At 42.9% G+C, this 16,941-nt stretch carries 11 protein-coding genes; 6 read left to right on the top strand and 5 right to left on the bottom strand.

The window, feature by feature from the left end; genetic code table 11:
* The first annotated feature begins 3 nt into the window (after positions 1-3).
* A complete protein-coding gene (locus tag BMW98_RS19475; RefSeq protein ID WP_090261038.1) occupies positions 4-1,191 on the top strand; it encodes a phosphoglycerate kinase in 1,188 nt (395 codons plus the stop codon).
* Positions 1,192-1,407: 216 nt separating this feature from the next.
* The gene (locus tag BMW98_RS19470) at positions 1,408-1,995 is read left to right on the top strand and encodes a hypothetical protein (RefSeq protein WP_090261036.1); all 588 of its coding nucleotides are present in this window, start codon (positions 1,408-1,410) and stop codon (positions 1,993-1,995) included.
* Positions 1,996-2,260: 265 nt separating this feature from the next.
* Here BMW98_RS19470 and BMW98_RS19465 read toward each other — a convergent pair whose 3' ends face one another.
* Positions 2,261-7,603 carry a T9SS type B sorting domain-containing protein gene (locus BMW98_RS19465; RefSeq protein ID WP_090261034.1) on the bottom strand — a complete coding sequence of 1,781 codons (5,343 nt, stop codon included), beginning with the start codon at positions 7,601-7,603 and terminating at the stop codon, positions 2,261-2,263.
* Between the two features lie 213 nt (positions 7,604-7,816).
* Here BMW98_RS19465 and BMW98_RS19460 point away from each other — a divergent pair, with 213 nt between their 5' ends.
* A complete protein-coding gene (locus tag BMW98_RS19460) occupies positions 7,817-8,854 on the top strand; it encodes a PorP/SprF family type IX secretion system membrane protein (RefSeq protein WP_162844623.1) in 1,038 nt (345 codons plus the stop codon).
* A gap of 15 nt (positions 8,855-8,869) precedes the next feature.
* The gene (locus tag BMW98_RS19455; protein WP_090261030.1) at positions 8,870-10,117 is read left to right on the top strand and encodes a M48 family metallopeptidase; all 1,248 of its coding nucleotides are present in this window, start codon (positions 8,870-8,872) and stop codon (positions 10,115-10,117) included.
* A gap of 4 nt (positions 10,118-10,121) precedes the next feature.
* Here the strand turns inward: BMW98_RS19455 and BMW98_RS19450 are convergent, their stop codons facing one another.
* From BMW98_RS19450 to BMW98_RS19440, 3 genes are read right to left on the bottom strand one after another with little or no spacing between them, the layout of a single operon-like run.
* On the bottom strand, positions 10,122-11,156 hold the full coding sequence (locus BMW98_RS19450) for an NAD(P)H-dependent glycerol-3-phosphate dehydrogenase (protein ID WP_245733655.1): 1,035 nt from the start codon (positions 11,154-11,156) through the stop codon (positions 10,122-10,124).
* Positions 11,149-12,855 carry a 1-acyl-sn-glycerol-3-phosphate acyltransferase gene (locus BMW98_RS19445; RefSeq protein WP_420820077.1) on the bottom strand — a complete coding sequence of 569 codons (1,707 nt, stop codon included), beginning with the start codon at positions 12,853-12,855 and terminating at the stop codon, positions 11,149-11,151. Before BMW98_RS19445 ends, BMW98_RS19450 begins: the two co-directional genes overlap by 8 nt.
* Positions 12,856-12,896: 41 nt before the next feature.
* On the bottom strand, positions 12,897-14,012 hold the full coding sequence (locus BMW98_RS19440) for an aminotransferase class I/II-fold pyridoxal phosphate-dependent enzyme (RefSeq protein ID WP_090261025.1): 1,116 nt from the start codon (positions 14,010-14,012) through the stop codon (positions 12,897-12,899).
* Positions 14,013-14,068: 56 nt separating this feature from the next.
* Between BMW98_RS19440 and BMW98_RS19435 the strand changes: the two genes are divergently transcribed.
* Positions 14,069-15,046: a lipid A deacylase LpxR family protein gene (locus BMW98_RS19435; protein WP_090261024.1), complete on the top strand. Its 978-nt coding sequence runs from the start codon at positions 14,069-14,071 to the stop codon at positions 15,044-15,046.
* On the opposite strand, the gene BMW98_RS19430 is transcribed toward BMW98_RS19435, so the two are convergent.
* Entirely contained in the window at positions 15,024-15,887 is an 864-nt protein-coding gene (locus BMW98_RS19430) for an alpha/beta hydrolase family protein (RefSeq protein ID WP_121505214.1), read from the bottom strand. The two genes, BMW98_RS19435 and BMW98_RS19430, sit on opposite strands and share 23 nt — an antisense overlap.
* A gap of 59 nt (positions 15,888-15,946) precedes the next feature.
* Here BMW98_RS19430 and BMW98_RS19425 point away from each other — a divergent pair, with 59 nt between their 5' ends.
* Positions 15,947-16,921: a polyprenyl synthetase family protein gene (locus tag BMW98_RS19425; RefSeq protein ID WP_090261020.1), complete on the top strand. Its 975-nt coding sequence runs from the start codon at positions 15,947-15,949 to the stop codon at positions 16,919-16,921.
* Positions 16,922-16,941: the final 20 nt, after the last annotated feature.

Here is a 16,941-nt window from a genome sequence, read left to right as displayed (position 1 = left end):
CACATGAAGACCATAAACGATTTTGAATTTAAGGGCAAAAGAGCCCTGATTAGGGTAGATTTTAATGTGCCCTTAAATGCAGACTTTGAAATTACTGATGATACCCGCATTAAAGCGGCTACGCCTACCATCAAGAAAATTCTTGAAGATGGCGGTGCTGTTGTGCTAATGTCCCACTTGGGGCGCCCAAAAGAAGGGCCAGAAGAAAAATTCTCTTTGAAACACCTTGTGCCACACCTTTCTGAAGTGTTTGGTACCGAAGTGAAATTTGGAACCGACTGTATTGGCGAACAAGCTTATGAGCTTTCTGCTGGCTTAAAAGGCGGTGAGGTGCTATTGTTGGAGAACCTTCGTTTTTACAAAGAAGAAACTGCTGGCGATAAAGACTTTGCCGAAAAGCTTGCCAAGCATGGCGATATCTACATTAACGATGCTTTTGGTACAGCGCACAGGGCTCACGCTTCAACTTCAATCATTGCGCAATTCTTCCAAGAAAAGGGCTGTGGTTTTGTAATGCAGGCTGAATTGGATAACGCCAAAAAGGTGTTAGAGTCTGGTGAGAAGCCGCTAACTGCTATTATGGGTGGTGCAAAGATCTCCGATAAGATTTTGATTATTGAGCAGCTTTTGGAGCGCGTAGATAACCTGATCATTGGTGGTGGAATGGCTTACACTTTCTTCAAAGCAATGGGCGGAAGCATTGGTAGCTCTTTGGTTGAAGAAGACAAATTAGAGCTGGCTAATACGCTAATCAAAAAAGCGAAAGAGTTAGGCGTGAACCTTGAATTGCCAATAGATTCTGTGATTGCAGATGCATTCAGCAACGATGCGAATACTAAAGTGGCCATGAACAACGCCATTGAAGATGGCTGGATGGGCTTAGATATTGGGCCTCAGGCTGCGGAAGTTTTTTCTAAAACAGTTAAGGAATCTAAAACCATACTTTGGAACGGGCCAATGGGCGTGTTCGAGATGGAGAACTTTGCCAACGGAACCAAGGCGGTAGCTGAGGCAATTGTGGAAGCCACTAAAGGTGGTGCCTTCTCGCTAATTGGTGGAGGTGATTCTGCTGCGGCAGTGAATACGCTTGGCTACGGAGAAGATGTTTCTTACGTTTCTACCGGTGGCGGTGCTTTGCTTGAGTACATGGAAGGCAAAACACTTCCGGGCGTAGCTGCATTGGAGGATTAAGAGAGTCTATTTGATGAAATGTAAAAGCCACCGAGAGGTGGCTTTTTTGATGCTAGCGTTTTTTTGAAGGTTCAATTTCTAGTAAAATGTAGAATTGTTTTTTGCTAAAGGTATGTGAAGTGGGTTTGCGGAGTGTTATTGGTGAATAGGGAGTAATTAGCTAGATTTATTCTGTTTAATTTATTAAACTCAGGGTTTATACGATAAATATATACAGTGTTTGATTTTTTAAATGAAGTTGATTGGCCTCAAGCGATTGTAGTTTCTACTGCTACATCTTTTATTTTTCTTTTATTCTTAACCCTCTTTAGGCCTAGATTGAGGTTGTCAAAAATTATTTTGTTCGAAACTTTGATGGAGGGTGATGGAGAAGAGTGCAAACCTGTTTTTGATGAATTTGGTAAAGAAATTGTTCAGTATAAATTCAAGGCAGTTAACTGGACTTTCACAAACCTTATAGAAAATAAGATAGAACTCAACTTAGTTACTAGATATGGTGATGGAGATGGAACATATAGTGTTAGGACGGAGAAAATTAGGCTGAAGAGGGAGGAGGTTCTAGATATACCCTGTATGAATTCGATAAGGGGGTTTAAAAATGCGAGATATGCTCATATATTTGTAACCTACGAAGACTTAAAGAAGAAGTGGAACAAGGATTCTCAGTATTTGGAGTTAAGAATACTTTCTAAACATGGCTTGTCTGGTTATACTAGATTGAAAAGTAAACGTTATACAGATAGATCAGTATTGAAAGAAGGGAACTTTAAGTACGGAATTTGGTTAAAGAAGAAGGATCATTAATTGGATTATAATGTATATATTCATATAATATAAAAATTATGGCACAGCAAGACGAAATTCACGATTAAAAAAGTTTTTAACCTTTAAAACAAAAAACGGCAGCATGAGAATGTTGCCGTTTTTTGTTTTAAATCTTATGATTATTTTTTTGTGAGAAAAATATTTTTTATTCAGTAGTGGGGTTGCGAAAGACTTTCCTTCCATAATTCAAATTCACAATTCTTCAGGTGGAATTTGAAATCGAATTTGCGGTGTCTATTTCTTTCTACCTTATTACTGTTACAGCGCCATGCTGCTCGAAAGTTCCTTTCTCAGGCTCGAACCTAGAAGTAAAGCGAAGCACATAAGGGTAAGTGCCAAGTGGAACCAACTCCCCGTTGAAAGTGCCGTCCCACTTAAAGTCTAGCAGGTTGCTTTGGTAGATCAACTCTCCCCAACGTGAGTAAATGAAAATCTCAAACTGATCCACAAAATCGTTAGGGAATACAGAGAAGGTATTGTTTGGTGCCGGACTCGTTGGAGCGAAAGCGTTTGGTGCAATAATCTTAGGGTCACAGCTTTCAATAATTAGCACTGTATCGGTTTGAACACAGCCAATAGCTGTAGTCATGGTCACTACATATTCCCCTGGCCCATCTACTGTTAAATATTGCCCGCCTTGCGGATAAGGAGCGCCATCAAGCATCCATTCGTACGATGCAAAGCCTTGGCCAGCAAGTAGTACAGGGTTGTCACTTCTGGTTGAACAATAATAGTCTACATCTGGTAATTCGCCTTCAGGAATACGCTGACGCGTAATGTTAATACTTCTTTCTATACTGCAAATACCATCGCTAATGGTTGCGGTGTAAGCACCTGCATCGTTCACAACAAACGGCTGACCAGGTTGTGAGGTGCCAACTTGTTGGCCGTCTCGTGTCCAGCTAATGGATGTTGGATTACCCGAAAGTATGTCAACGCTTAGTTCAATTGGAGAGCCATCGTCACAAGCTGGAGTAGATGAAACTGTAGCCTCTAGTTCTTCTGGAATAGTAACGGTTTCATTAGCCGTTGCTGGGCATGTCAAATCGCCTTCAGCACGCACAGTTACATTGTAGGTATCACTTTCATTTATAGTAATTACCCTTGTGTTGCCTACCGATTCTCCAGCATTATTTACCCAGTTATAAATGTAGTTGGTGTTCGGTTGTGAGTTTGTAATGTTAGCCTCTAGGTTAACTTGGCCTTCACAAGGATCACCATCAACAACTATATCAACCACAGGCTGAACTGTAAGAATAACGTCTACTGTTTCTGTACCAGGGCAGAAGCCTGCTCCATCGGCAGTTACAGCGTAAGTACCAGATTCTGTAGCAGTAATAGATGGCCCTGTTTGTGTGCCACCACTAGGTGTTGTCCAAGTGTAAGTATATGAGTTGCCGTTAGAAGAGCTGGCTATTAATGTTGTTTGAGGGTTTGGAGAGCAAATTTCTGTTGCTCCATTAATCACCAAGTCATCAATGTCATCTGGTTGGTCAACGCTTATGTCGTTGGCAAATGATTCTGTACAAGATGCGTTCGATGTAACTTGTAAGGTATAAGTGCCTTCGCTTACTCCGCTAATTTCGAAGTTAGTTGTTCCTACAATAGCTGTTACGCCTGTGCCAGTAACCGGGCTTCCGCCACTAGTAGGGCTAAGGGTGAAGTCAATAGGGAAAACATCGGTATCTAGTTCTACCAAAATTGATCCTGTTGGACTGTTACAAGTGGCATCGCTAGGAGTGGCATTAACAATAGAAAAGCCAGGTGAATCACTGTTTATCTGTATGTCGTTAAGGGTATTGGAACAACCTGCTGCGTTGTCCGTTACTTGTACAGCATATACATCTGCTGCCAATCCACTCACTGTAATTGGTCCGGCAGGCCCAGTTGTGCTTCCGCTATCTACCTGTCCGCTACTTGTGCCAGTTACTACATAAGAGTAGCTTCCAGTGGTGGAAATACTAAACTCAAAGGCGCCATCACTTGCTCCGCAAGCTTCATCAGTGGTGCCGTTCAATACTATTTGTGCCAAAGGATTTACCGTAACCTGTGTGGTGTCATTCACAAAACAGCCCGGAGTAATTGGATCTTCAATAGATACCACGTACTGGTAAATACCAGGGGTAGAACTATCCACAGTGGCTGTTCTTTGGTTTGGTAACTGCGTAGTGGAATTGTCTGGGTTTATGATCGTCCACTGGTAGTTGTCCGCATTCACTTGCGGATCTAAGGTTAGCGATGCGTCCTGACAGATTACTTGGTCATCGGGGAGCTCTATCTCAAACGGTGGCCCTGCAAATATTTCTGCACTACTGCTACAACCTGCAATATTGGTTACAGTAACCGTATAGATCTCCGGTGTAGTAATTTCAAAATTCCGCGTGGTGCTCACCACATTACCTTGGCTATCTGTCCATTCAAAAGAAAGGTCAGGGTTGTCTGGTTCTCCTTCAATAGCATCTAATGATGTTGTTTCACCCTCGCATACCGAAACAGCTTGTGGAACGGTTGGCGGAGCAGGAATATCGTGTACTTCAATCGCCTGTACCAGTGTGGTGTCAAAACCGCATCGGTTAGAAATATTGAGACTAATGTTGAAAAGGCCACTTTGTCCTTGAGGGAACACATAAGCGGTGTCTTGCCCTTCGGCACTAAACACCGTTGAATTATCGTCTTGGCTGGTAATGGACCAGTTAAATACATCAATATCGCTGGTGCCAGTACCTGCCAGCTCCACGCGCTCTTCTACGCAGACCAATTCAGGGGCCGACATGCTTGGCTCCTCTAGTGGTGAGGCCATGTTTTGCACAAAATTTGGTAAACCGAGTCTTGAATATCCTGTTGTAAGCGCAACGGCTTGCGGGTTGAGTGAAGAAACTGAAGCAGTATCCTCATTGGCTATAATTGAGCTTACAAATGCCGAACCAGCAGGGTTGCCCGGTGTTTCTACAGCAACATAAAGTTGTCCGTCAGGGCCAGTCTGAATTTGCCCAAAGTTTACGTTCAATCCTGAGTTGGTTGAAATCACTGCCCTTGAGTCTAAGCGCGTGGTTTCTGTTGAAGCTGAATCTATTCTGTATTCTATGATTCTTCCGCCAGGAGAACCGCCATTTCGTTGGTTCATGGTAGCGAAAATTTTATTTCCGCCATTCGAGAAATGTACATCATATACCTCGTCATTGCCTGGGTCGCCTTCATTTAAATCAAAGTCGAATGCAAGTTCTGTTACCTCACCTGTGGTTTGGTCAAACTCAAAAACTTCTATGTAGTCTTCTGTGCCTTCTATTAATGCAGTGGCAATTCTGACCCCATCAGCAGAGAACTTCATTCCTGCTTGGCCACTTAAAGGGTCATTAAATGAATGCACTCGGCCTGCCGAAGAAAGTACCGGAGCGCCAATTCCTTCACCAGTAATTGGGTAAGCCCTAAAAGTGTTGTTTCCGTATTCATGCGACATTAACCAGAACCCGTTTCCACCTTCAAAGGCAGCCAGTTTTTCAGTTGCTTTTGAGTAAAGTACTACATCTTTCAGTACAACATCGCCTCTGCCATCATCCTCCTTCATGTCTACCACACTGTATTTCAATTCGAAAGTGTTGTCGCCATAAACTTGCTCGGTGGTAAATAGGTAGTAGAGCGTTTCATCATCAACAAAAGGAATGATAATCACTGAGTTTGTAGAGAGGGTGTCGCCTCCAATTTCAGTGCCGTTTGGCATTTCCCCATGCTCTCTGTTCCATACGGTATTGCCGTCTGAATAGAAGAGTACATCGCCATTGGCATCGGAAATTGTGGAAGTGCCCGCAGGAGCATTCATAGCATGCGGACTGTCTATACTCCGCGGAGGATCGGGGAGTCCTTCTTCTTCATTAAAGTCAATTCCGGCTCCATTTCCAAAGTACCAAATGTTGGCTACGTTGTTCTCTTCGCCATAAATCTGTACCCTGCCAGTGCCATAAACAGGGCAGCCTGTTTGTGGAGTTACTACTACCCAGTAATCTCCAGCTTCATCTACTTCGATAGAAGAGGTGGTTTCGCCTGTGCTCCATAGGTATGTGTAAGGACCGCCAGTGGCACCTCCTTGTTGGCCTTGGCCACCTTGCTGTGGCTCGGCATCCAGTTCTAGGGTTTCTCCCGGACAAATAGTTGTATCTGGTAAAGAAACTTGTAAGTCGTTCTGCTCAATGTTGGCGGTAACAACATTGGAGTTGTAAGTTCTGCCATTTATTTCTACCGTTACGGAAGCCATTACTGGGCCAGCTTCCTCAAAAGTCATAATTGGTGATTGCTGGTTAGATATTATCCCTTGGGGCTGAAAGTCCCACTGAAAAGAAGTTGGTATGGCGGTAGAAGGTGTGAAGATTGCGTAAAATTGAACGGGGTTGTTCATACACAATGGGTCTTCTGAAACAAAGGCTTCTATAACCGGCATAATGCCTTCGTGCGGGCTAAAGTTGGCGAAGTAATCAGAGTTGAAATCTGCGCCATCAAATAATGCTGATTCGTAGTTTACCAAATTTAATGCACTATCGGCCTGGTCGATTCTTGAAAGGAGTGTACTGCCTGATGCTGTTTCTTTGTAAAGGTGGTAAATGGTGCTGTCTGGTGCCAAAAGCAAACTCAGGCTTTCTGCTACAGGAGCATCCAAAACTTCTTGCACCGCAACTGTAGAAGAAGTGTCGGCCAGGTTGAATCGGTAAAGGCTACCTTCGCTACCTGAATTTCTTGAAAAATAAAGATGGTCACCGCTAAAAGACCACCCAGCCGAACCGCCAAATGTTTCGCCAAACGCAAATGAATTTAAAATGGCTCTGTCGTGAGTGAGCTCTGGAGCGGCTTCGTTAAACTGAAGTATTTGGATGTTGCTTTCCGAAGAAGGTGTAACGGCTATTTGACCCGTTGCAGGGTGAAAAGCCAAATGAGCAGCGGTTATTGAATTGGTAAGGTTAAGTACTCCAACACTATTGAATATGCCTCCTTGTTGTGGTATTTCAAATATTTCGAACATTCCACCGCCAACTTGCTGGGTTACCAACCAAAAGGTTTGCATATCAGCAGAAGGAATAACCAACATGCCATCGCCTCTGGCCATAATACCGGTAGGCTGGTTTTTTTGTGATGCAACAACCGCCCCTGAAGGTGGGCCTGCAGGTCTATTGCCTTGTGTGTTCGCGTTTACAATGGTATAAAAAACTTGCCCCGATGCATCTCTGTGGAAAATATAGTAAAGTCCAATTGAGGCAGGTCCCGGTACCGGGCTACTGGCCATGGCCTGAATTCCGTTAGCATCGGAGAAGATGCTGTTGCCATTCGGCATGATCTGATGCGTGGCATCAAAAATATTCACGCCATCGGAATAGAATATAAGGTCGCCAGATGTCGGGTCGGTTACAGTAAGTTTCTCGCCAATATTGTTTTGAGCTTGTTTGCCCAAGTCAATAATTGCCTCGGTGTCAGTTTCTTTGCCAAAAACCAAAGCGCGATCGTTACCAGAGAAATGCCAATTATGTCTGGTGTAATCTTGCCCATAGCCTGCAAAGCAAACCAAGGTAAAAAGTAATGATAAAAGGATGTGGTTATTGCGCACTACGCTATGCTCTTTATATATTTTACATTTGGTAAATAGTTTTACCCTATTACGCCATTAGTGGAGTTTTTATTATATTCAGCGCTTCTTAGTAAAGCTCTAAAGATAACGGAAAACTTCTTTGTAGAAACGTAGTCTAGTCTTGTCGCTGAAATATAACACACAATTTATATAGAGTGAGGGTGAGGATGCGTTTAAATGTTAATCATGTATATGCGTAAGGCGTTAATTCTACTAACTGCACTATTTGTACTGGCGCAAGCAAACGAATTGAAGGCACAAGATCCTCAGTTCTCTCAGTTCTATGCGGCTCCGCTATATATTAACCCTGCATTTACTGGGGCTTCGGGCTATACCCGTTTTGGTGTTAATTACAGAAACCAGTGGCCCAATCTTCAGGCATCTTTCAATACTTTTTCTTTTTATGCCGACCATTACTTGGAGAGCATAACCAGTGGTATTGGTGTAATTGTAACAACTGATAAGGAAGGTTCTGCCGGACTTAATTCTACAAATTTTGGTCTGAGCTATGCCTACCAATTGAAGTTGAATGATTATCTGGTTTTTAGGCCAGGGGTTCAATTCAACTTTTTTAGTAGAAATGCTGGTTTTCAAGACCTCGTTTTTGCCAATCAGATCGACCCTGTTAGCGGTGCAATAGATCCTACGGTAACCGATCCTTCCGTTGTAAATAGTGACTTAAGAACCAGCTTTGTAGATATAAGTGTGGGTGGTGTGCTTTATAGCCCTAGGTTGTTTGTAGGTGCTGCGGTGCAGCATATTACAGAGCCGAATCAATCTTTAATTGATGGCGATAGCCCATTACCAAGAAGGTTGACAATTCATGGTGGTTATAAAATTACTATTGGTCAAGGGCCGCTACGAAAAGACCTTACTTATACTTATAAGGAAAGAAGCTTTACACCTGTTTTTCAATACAAGCAGCAGGGAGAGTTTAGTCAGTTAGATTTTGGCGGTTATTTATATTTGGAGCCCATCAATTTTGGTGTTCAGTATCGTGGGTTGCCATTTAAGCAGTTCGAAGGCTTTCCGAACAATGAGGCGCTTGTCTTTACATTGGGTGTTACCACCAACGATTTTAATATTGGCTATAGCTACGACTATACTATTTCAGAGCTGGGCATTGAAACTGGTGGTGCACACGAGTTTTCAATGACTTACTTCTTAGATTTCACGAAACATCATAGGGTGCCAAGAGACCGTTGGAAAATTCCTTGCCCTAAAAATTAATTAAATTGTTAGCCTATGGAAGCACAGCAGTTTTTATACCTGTTGTTGGGCATTGTGCTGCTCGATTATTTGATCGACCAAACACTCGATTATCTCAATTTTAAGCATTCTAAAACCGCGGTTCCTGATAAGCTAAAGGGTTTGTACGATGATGATGAGTATGCGCGATCGCAGGCTTATCAAAAGGCAAGGTCTCGTTTCTCCTTTATAACTTCGGCTTTTAGCACCTTGGTTTCAGTGCTGGTATTAGCTTTAGGCGGTTTTGGCTGGCTCGATACCTTTTTACGGGCTTACATTACAGATCCAATTTGGCTTTCTTTGGCCTTTTTTGGTGCGCTTTTCGTGCTTTCCGACTTGGTGAACTTTCCTTTTTCATACTACAGTACTTTCGTAATCGAGGAGAAATTCGGTTTTAACAAAACTACGCTCAAAACCTTTTTTATAGATAAGCTCAAAGGCTATTTGTTGGCCGTAATTATCGGTGGTTTACTAGGTTATGCTTTGCTGTGGCTGGTGTTGCAGTTGGGTGAAAACTTTTGGCTCTATGCCTTGGCTTTAATTGGCGGCTTTATGGTTTTTATGAACTTGTTTTATACCTCTATCATACTTCCGCTTTTCAATAAATTAAAACCATTGGAAAATGGTGAACTGAAAAATGCCATCAATGAATATGCTCAAGGAGTTGATTTTCCGCTTGACAATATTTTCGTAATTGATGGTTCAAAAAGGTCTACCAAAGCGAATGCTTTCCTTTCTGGTTTTGGCAAGAAGAAGAAAATTGTGCTTTACGATACATTGATAGAAAAACACAGCACAGAGGAATTGGTATCAGTGCTTGCGCATGAGGTAGGGCATTATAAAAAGAAGCACATTGTGCTGTCTATGGTTTTGGGCTTGGCCCAAATGGGGTTTACGCTTTTTATTATGTCGCTATTAATTTTTAACGAGCAATTGAGCTTGGCTTTGGGTGGCGAACAGTTGGCACTACACCTTAACTTTATTGCTTTCGCCTTGTTGTACACACCTATTTCTAGAATTACCGGTTTGTTTATGAATGTCCTGAGCCGAAAAAACGAGTTCGAGGCTGATGCATTTGCTGTAAACACCTATGCTGCTAAACCTTTGATGGAAGCCTTAAAGAAGCTGTCTGTAACTAGCTTGAGCAACCTTACACCGCATCCTGCTTACGTGTTTGTCAATTATTCGCACCCACCATTGCTACAAAGGTTAGAGGCCATGGAAGAGTTGGATTCAGGGGTTTAGAGCCTTAGATAAAATCAATATCAATGTTGCTAGGGTAGCGCATGAGGTAGTTCACGCCTTTTTCGGCAGTCATGTCTTCGTAAAGAATTTTGTAGAGGGTCTCGGTAATGAGCGGCTTAATGCCCTGCGATTCGGCAAGTTGATGAATAATACGAATGGTGTTAATACCTTCTGCTACCTCTTCCATTTCGCCCAAAGCTTGTTCCAAAGTAGCGCCTTTACCAATTTTTTGTCCTAATGTATAGTTACGGCTGCTCGCACTAGAGGTGGTCGCTACAAGGTCGCCAATGCCTGCTAGACCAATAAATGAAGAGATTTCTCCACCCAAAGCTTTTCCTAGGTAAATCATTTCCACAAGTCCACGGCTTACTAAAAGTCCTCTGGAGTTTTCGCCTAATCCTAAGCCCGCCAATATACCAGAAGCTACCGCGATAATGTTTTTGAGTACACCGCAGAGTTCTACACCGCGCAAGTCGGCATTGCCATACACCTGAAAGTTCTCTGACCTTAGTAGTGTTTTGCCTTGTTCGATTACCTCGTTAAATGGAGAGGCAATTACTGTGGCCGCTGGGTCTCCAGAACTAAGTTCTGATGCTAAATTAGGGCCGGCCAAACAGCCTACCCGAACTACCACTGTTTCTTGTTTTATGATTTCACTCATAGTGAAAACATGGTCTTGACTTAAAACAAAGTCATGCGGTTTTTCTTCCGGAATTCTTAAATCTAAGCCTTTGGTACCATGAATCATCATGTGGTAGGGGCGCAAATATTGCGACATACTTACCATTAAATCCCTAAACCCTGAAGACGGCACCACGGGAAAAAGCACATTGCATTTAGTGGCTATTTCCTCCAGGCTATTGGTGGGGGTTACGCGCTCGTGGAGTTGCTGGCCAGCCGAAAGGCGCTTTGTGGCCATTTCGTTTACGGTATCGGCATTTCTGGCATAAAGCAAAACATCTGAGTTGCGCGCTAAAAGGTTTGCAACTGCTGTACCGAAGCTTCCTGCTCCAACTACTCCTACGGGCTTATTAGACATATTTTTCCAGGTTATAACCTACGAGTCTATTGTGGTAGTAAAATAGCAAATTCAAATCTTGCGTGGTAACATTTCCTGCTTTGTCGATTATTAATGGTCGCTTGGCGTGATACATACCTACGTTTTTCATGCCATGCTCAATCATCTCGTCAGGGTCGCCCATCAGATAGGGAGAAATGTCCAGTTTACCTTCGTTCTTCATTTGATGAACTTTGGCCAGTAGCCTGTTAAAGGTGTCTTTAAATTCGTCAATCGGAATAAAAAGGTCTTCTTCTGGCAGACGCAATAGGTTGTAAAGGTCGAGTTTGCTGTATTTCTTTCTGAATATTTCGAAAGCAGTAAAGGCCACCAAGTGGCTAGCAAAAACCTTATTGATTCGGTGGAATTCTTCCACAATACGCTCACTAAGCATTCGGGTGTACTCATCTTCACGCTGCTGGTTTTGCGAAATAATTCTACCGTCTTGCGTAAAGTATTCTTGCGTGTCGATTACCCGATTGTTCTTGTCGTAACTATTGCCCTGAATGTCTACATAGTTGCCCAAAACATCCATTGCTTTACCTATAGACACAGAAATGTGAGAGCCTTTAGTGAAGAATTTCACTAAAAATGCAGAAATCTTGTATGATGTTGAGTACTCGTCATTCTCTACGTAATAGCGCTCTTGCCCTTGTAGTTTCAGGTATTGGCTGATCAAACTCGGGGCTTCTAGCACAAAGTTGTAGTTAAGCGTAACAGGTACTACAAATATCTTCTCTAGTGCATCGCGCTTGCCTTTTTGGTAATTCACGCGTTGGGCTTCAATTGCGGTGCTAAGCAATCCAAGCTTTAGCCTTTTTTCTATCTGTCCAGAACGAGACCTAGTTCCACCTGGGAAAAACAAGCTATGGCAGCCTCGCTGAATCGCCATGCTAGAATAGGTTTTGAGCGTTTCTAGGTATAGCGCATTTTTCTTTCTTCGGTCTACCTTATAAGCGCCAAGGCTATTCATAAAGTAGGCAAAGATTTTAATGTTGAAGAGGTTGAGCCCCGCACCATATATAAAGGCGGGTAAGCCAAGCGCACTAATCACCCAACCTATTAATATAGAGTCGAGGTTACTAAAGTGCGTAGGAACCATAATGATGGTGCCCTTTCTTGCCAAGGTTCTTAGTTGTTCAACCTCGCCTGTAATATGGATTTTATCCTGAAGAGTGAATTTAGTTTTGAAAATAGACCAAAAGCCTCTGGCCCGAGATGCGTTCAGTAGCCTAGCAAAGCCAAAGGTGACCAAGCTGCGGGCCATTCGGTATCGCGTTTTTTTAAAGTTACCGGCAATCTCGTCTGAGTAGCGAAACACTATTTCATATAGCATTTCGTCTAGCATTTCATCTATTTCTTCCTTAGGCGGATTGTTCTGAGAAATGTCGAGCAAGCGTGCTTTTATGCTGTTCAAAAAGTGCTCTTCATCCTCAGGGTCAACAGCCCACGGATTACGTTTAATTCTTAATTTTTCGCGAAATACAGTAGTTTCAATTTCTTCAATGAGGGCCTCTCTGGTAGGAGCCAAGGCTTTAATTCGACTAATGCTTTCTTCTGCTACCGCTTGAACAAATTCCTCACGATTTTGGCTTAATGCCACCACCGGCCATTCGTTCATTCCCCCCGGAAGGACTTGATCGTACTTCTTCTTCACATAGTCTGGGACGATGTACTTCATTGAATAGGTTTGCCTCAAAGATATACTAATTTTCTATTCGCTCAGGGTAGAAAAATTTGTAATGCCCTCGCCAGTTGTTCTACTTCTTCTTCTAAGTTAAAAGCGTGCAGACAAATTCTTAACCTTTCGCTACCTTCTTTTACGGTAGGGCTTAAAATTGGTCGAACATCAAAGCCTTTCATTTGCAGTGTATTAGCTGCTTCTTTTGTTGCCTCGTTGCCGCCTATGGCAAAGGACTTAATGGCCGAAGGACTAGCGGCATTAGGTAAAAGTTGGTTGAAAAGTGTTGACTTACTGCTTAGGTTGAGCGGTAAGCTTGGGTGACGCTTTAAGTACTCGAATGCCGAGATAATAGCGCTCACTTCAAAGGCGCTTGGGGCGGTGGTGTAGATAAAAGGTCGTGCAAAATTTACAAAAAAGTCTTTGAGCAACTTAGTGCCTGTAACACATGCTCCGTGAATCCCCATGGCTTTGCCAAAGGTGTAGATTACGGCATAGACTGAGTCGCGTAAACCTAGTTCGTTTACCAAGCCGCTACCATTTTCTCCCCAGCTGCCTGTGGAGTGCGCTTCGTCTACCACTACCAAAGCATTATAAGTTGTAGCAAGAGTGGTAATTTCTGCGAGAGGAGCTAAGTCGCCATCCATTGAATAGATGCTTTCACAAGCTATGTAGGCCTGGCCTTCAGCCTTGTTTTCGGTTAGTTTTCTTTCAAGGTCTTGAAGGTCGTTGTGCTTAAAAGGAATTCTCTTCGCAAAACTCAGTCTTAAGCCATCTTTTATGCAGGCATGTGAAAGTTCATCGTAAAAAACGATGTCTCCTTTTTGCGGTACGCTAGAAAAAAATGCAAGGTTTGCCATGTAGCCTGAGCTAAAAAGCGTGGCTGCTGCTGAGTTGAAGTGATGGGCTAAATAGGCCTCGCAATCTTCAATTGATGATGTGTTTCCCGTTAGCAGTCGTGAGCCGGTAGCGCCATTCTTTCCTCCGTGCTGCTGATAATGTTCAAGAATTTGCGCTTTGAGTGAGTCGCTTTGTGCTAGTCCCAAGTAATCATTCGAAGAAAAATCGATTAGGTTGAGGTTGGCATGACGTAATTCCCGAAAGCTGTTTGCAGCTCGTCTTTTTTCTAGTAGGCTTTTTATGCTGGTAGAATCCATTTAGGCAAATATACTTGGTGTGCTAGAGAAATTATTAACACTTTTGTCGGCATCTGATGCGAAAAGGAATAAAACTGGGTTTGTTGTTGTGTGTGTTGTTAAGTGGCAGGGAACTGATGGCGCAAACCGATTATCGTGTACAGGAGGCGAGTATAGCCAATGAAAATGATGTGTACACTTTTCGCAACCAAGATAAGTACTATTCAAACGGCTTGCTTTTTCATTTTAGGTTTGTGCCGGAAAGTGGGAAGTGGCTTTCTCCAAAATCGAACGACACCAAGTTTATTGTCGATTTTGAATTGATCCATAAGTTTTTCACTCCGCAAGATGTTCGTTTTGACGATGTAGATGAGTACGAGCGTCCCTATGCTGGTTGGTTAAATACAGGTGTTAGCTTCAGTCTTTTTCCCAGTGAATCTGTTCGGTGGATGTACGGTGCTGAACTGGGGCTTGTAGGTAAAGCTTCAGGAGGAGAGGGGCTCCAGACTTGGTACCATAATGCAGTGGGCTTTCCAAAGCCAAGGGGCTGGCAATATCAGATCCCGAATGAGCCTTTTGTCAATTTAAAGGCCGCTTTTGATAAACAGTTTGTTGTGGCTCCGCGTACTTTCGATGTGGTATCGAGTACCGAAATAAAAGTAGGTACAGGACAAACCAATGCCATGCAACGAGTCGATTTTCGTTTGGGTAAGCTTTTTAGTCTGAATAATTCAGCTTTTAAAAACGCTTTGATTGGAAGAGGAAGAAGTGCATTTGAAAACCGGGCATACTTTTTTGCTGGGTATGGCATTCAATATGTGTTGCATGATATTACCATTCAGGGTTCGCTTTGGAACGACAATGCACCGCATACTGAAGATATAGTTCCGTGGGTAAGGCACTTGCGTATTGGCTGGGCGGCTAGTTCTAGAAATGCCACCTTTAAAATGACCTACAATTGGTTAAGTCGAGAGGTAAAGAACGCGAGAAGTCAGGCTTATATCGGTTTCGAGTTGCTAATTCGCTTTGGGCCTAGGTCATCAAGAAGGCAGTAGTGTGATCTACCACTTTTTGCATGTCATCAGAAAACTGTGCGGCTGTCCATGGGTGCTTACTGTCAAAGTTATGATTGACACCTTCCAACAATATTAATTCAGATTTGGTTTGCCAAGCGTGCATTTGCACAGAGGCTTGGTGTGGCATAGTGGCATCGTTGGTGCCGTGTATAAATTGAATTGGGATGTTCAGGCGTTTAACTGCGTTTTCGATAGAGAATGCTTCCTCCTTGTTTAAGTAATCTTCAGCAAACTGATAATCCAACGGTAAATCTTCTCCTGTTCTCGAGTTTTTCATGGTAATCACACCATTGGCTTTCCAATAGGCAACTTCTTGCGCTGTAAATACAGCGGCAAAATCGTGCACCGATGCCCAAGTGCTTACTTTCTTTATTCTAGCGTCATGAGCAGCATAAATCAAGGCCATTCCACCACCGCGACTGTGTCCGATGAGGTAAATGCGCTTAGGGTCAATTTCCTTGGCGAATTCATCTGCTGTTAATAAATAGTCGATTAGTCGCTTGGTATCTTCTTGCTCATGGCTAAAGTTGTTGCTGGCAAAGGCTTTTAAATCGGTAATCTCTTGCGCATTGTTTTTAATGTTCACGCCATTTCTCGAAAAGTTGAATTTGCAGAAAAAGGCACCAGCTTTTGCAAAGTGATCGGCTACCAAACCCATTTGGCTCCAATCTTTAAATCCCTTAAAGCCATGGAGAAAAACAACCAAAGGTTTGCTGCTGCCATCGGCTATATAAGTGCAGTCGGTATCAATTGGTAGGTTAGGGTTGGTTGAAGGAATTGAAAACTTTTTCTTTAAACAATCCATTGGCTTTAAAAACATATTTGAGCAACTAGCTTGCGGTTGCTAGTTTACCTATTATTTTTGACCACTCAAATCTAATGGCTCTTCAACTAAAAGAAATACAAGCCCCAGTATCCTCAGAAATGGCCGATTTCGAGAAGAAATTCAGGTCTTTTATGAAGAGCAAGGTCTATTTGGTAGACCAAATCATGAGTTTTATTGTAAAGCGGAAAGGGAAGCAGATGCGTCCACTGTTCGTTTTTTTAACTGCCGGTACTACTGGAGAGATTACAGAGAGGACTTATCGGGGGGCTTCGTTGATAGAGCTGCTGCATACGGCATCGCTGGTGCATGACGATGTGGTGGATGATTCCAATTACAGGCGCGGATTCTTTTCAGTAAATGCTCTGTGGAAGAATAAGATAGCCGTTTTGGTTGGTGATTACCTGCTGTCGAGAGGGCTTTTGCTTTCGGTGGATAATGAGGATTTCGATTTGTTGAAAATCATTTCTCAGGCCGTTCGCGAAATGAGTGAAGGGGAGTTGCTTCAAATGGCAAAAGCTAGAAACCTGGATATTACTGAAGAGGTTTATTACGATGTTATTCGCCAGAAAACGGCTTCTTTAATAGCTTCTTGCTGTGCTGCAGGTGCTGCATCGAGCGGTGCTCCGGAAGAGTCGATTGCACAAATGAAGGAGTTTGGCCTTAATGTGGGGATGGCATTTCAGATTAAGGATGATCTTTTCGATTATGGTGAAGACCAAATTGGAAAGCCGCTGGGTATCGATATTAAGGAAAAGAAAATGACGCTTCCGTTAATTCATGCCCTTTCTAATGCCTCATCTTCTGATAAAAGAAGGATACTTCGAACCATAAAGCGCAATAGTGACGATGCTGAGAAGGTAAAGGAAGTGATTGCTTTTGTGAAAGGTGCTGGAGGAATTGAATACGCCAAGAAAGTGATGAATGACTATTTTGAAAAGGCGCTATCTATTCTTGATAATTTCCCTGATTCGGCCTACAAAAAGTCTCTTGGTGAGCTGGTAAGGTTTACGATAGAGCGTACAAAGTAAAATGCCCGTTCGGTCAGAAC

Source organism: Roseivirga pacifica (assembly GCF_900111145.1).
Lineage (GTDB): Bacteria > Bacteroidota > Bacteroidia > Cytophagales > Cyclobacteriaceae > Roseivirga > Roseivirga pacifica.
This window is presented reverse-complemented; position numbering and strand designations above follow the sequence as displayed.

Coding starts and splice junctions, on each gene's coding strand:
- BMW98_RS19450 (WP_245733655.1), bottom strand. CDS start 11,156: ATGTCTAATAAGCCCGTAGGAGTAGTTGGAGCAGGAAGCTTCGGTACA.
- BMW98_RS19435 (WP_090261024.1), top strand. CDS start 14,069: ATGCGAAAAGGAATAAAACTGGGTTTGTTGTTGTGTGTGTTGTTAAGT.
- BMW98_RS19440 (WP_090261025.1), bottom strand. CDS start 14,012: ATGGATTCTACCAGCATAAAAAGCCTACTAGAAAAAAGACGAGCTGCA.
- BMW98_RS19445 (WP_420820077.1), bottom strand. CDS start 12,855: ATGAAGTACATCGTCCCAGACTATGTGAAGAAGAAGTACGATCAAGTC.
- BMW98_RS19430 (WP_121505214.1), bottom strand. CDS start 15,887: ATGTTTTTAAAGCCAATGGATTGTTTAAAGAAAAAGTTTTCAATTCCT.
- BMW98_RS19460 (WP_162844623.1), top strand. CDS start 7,817: ATGCGTAAGGCGTTAATTCTACTAACTGCACTATTTGTACTGGCGCAA.
- BMW98_RS19475 (WP_090261038.1), top strand. CDS start 4: ATGAAGACCATAAACGATTTTGAATTTAAGGGCAAAAGAGCCCTGATT.
- BMW98_RS19425 (WP_090261020.1), top strand. CDS start 15,947: ATGGCTCTTCAACTAAAAGAAATACAAGCCCCAGTATCCTCAGAAATG.
- BMW98_RS19455 (WP_090261030.1), top strand. CDS start 8,870: ATGGAAGCACAGCAGTTTTTATACCTGTTGTTGGGCATTGTGCTGCTC.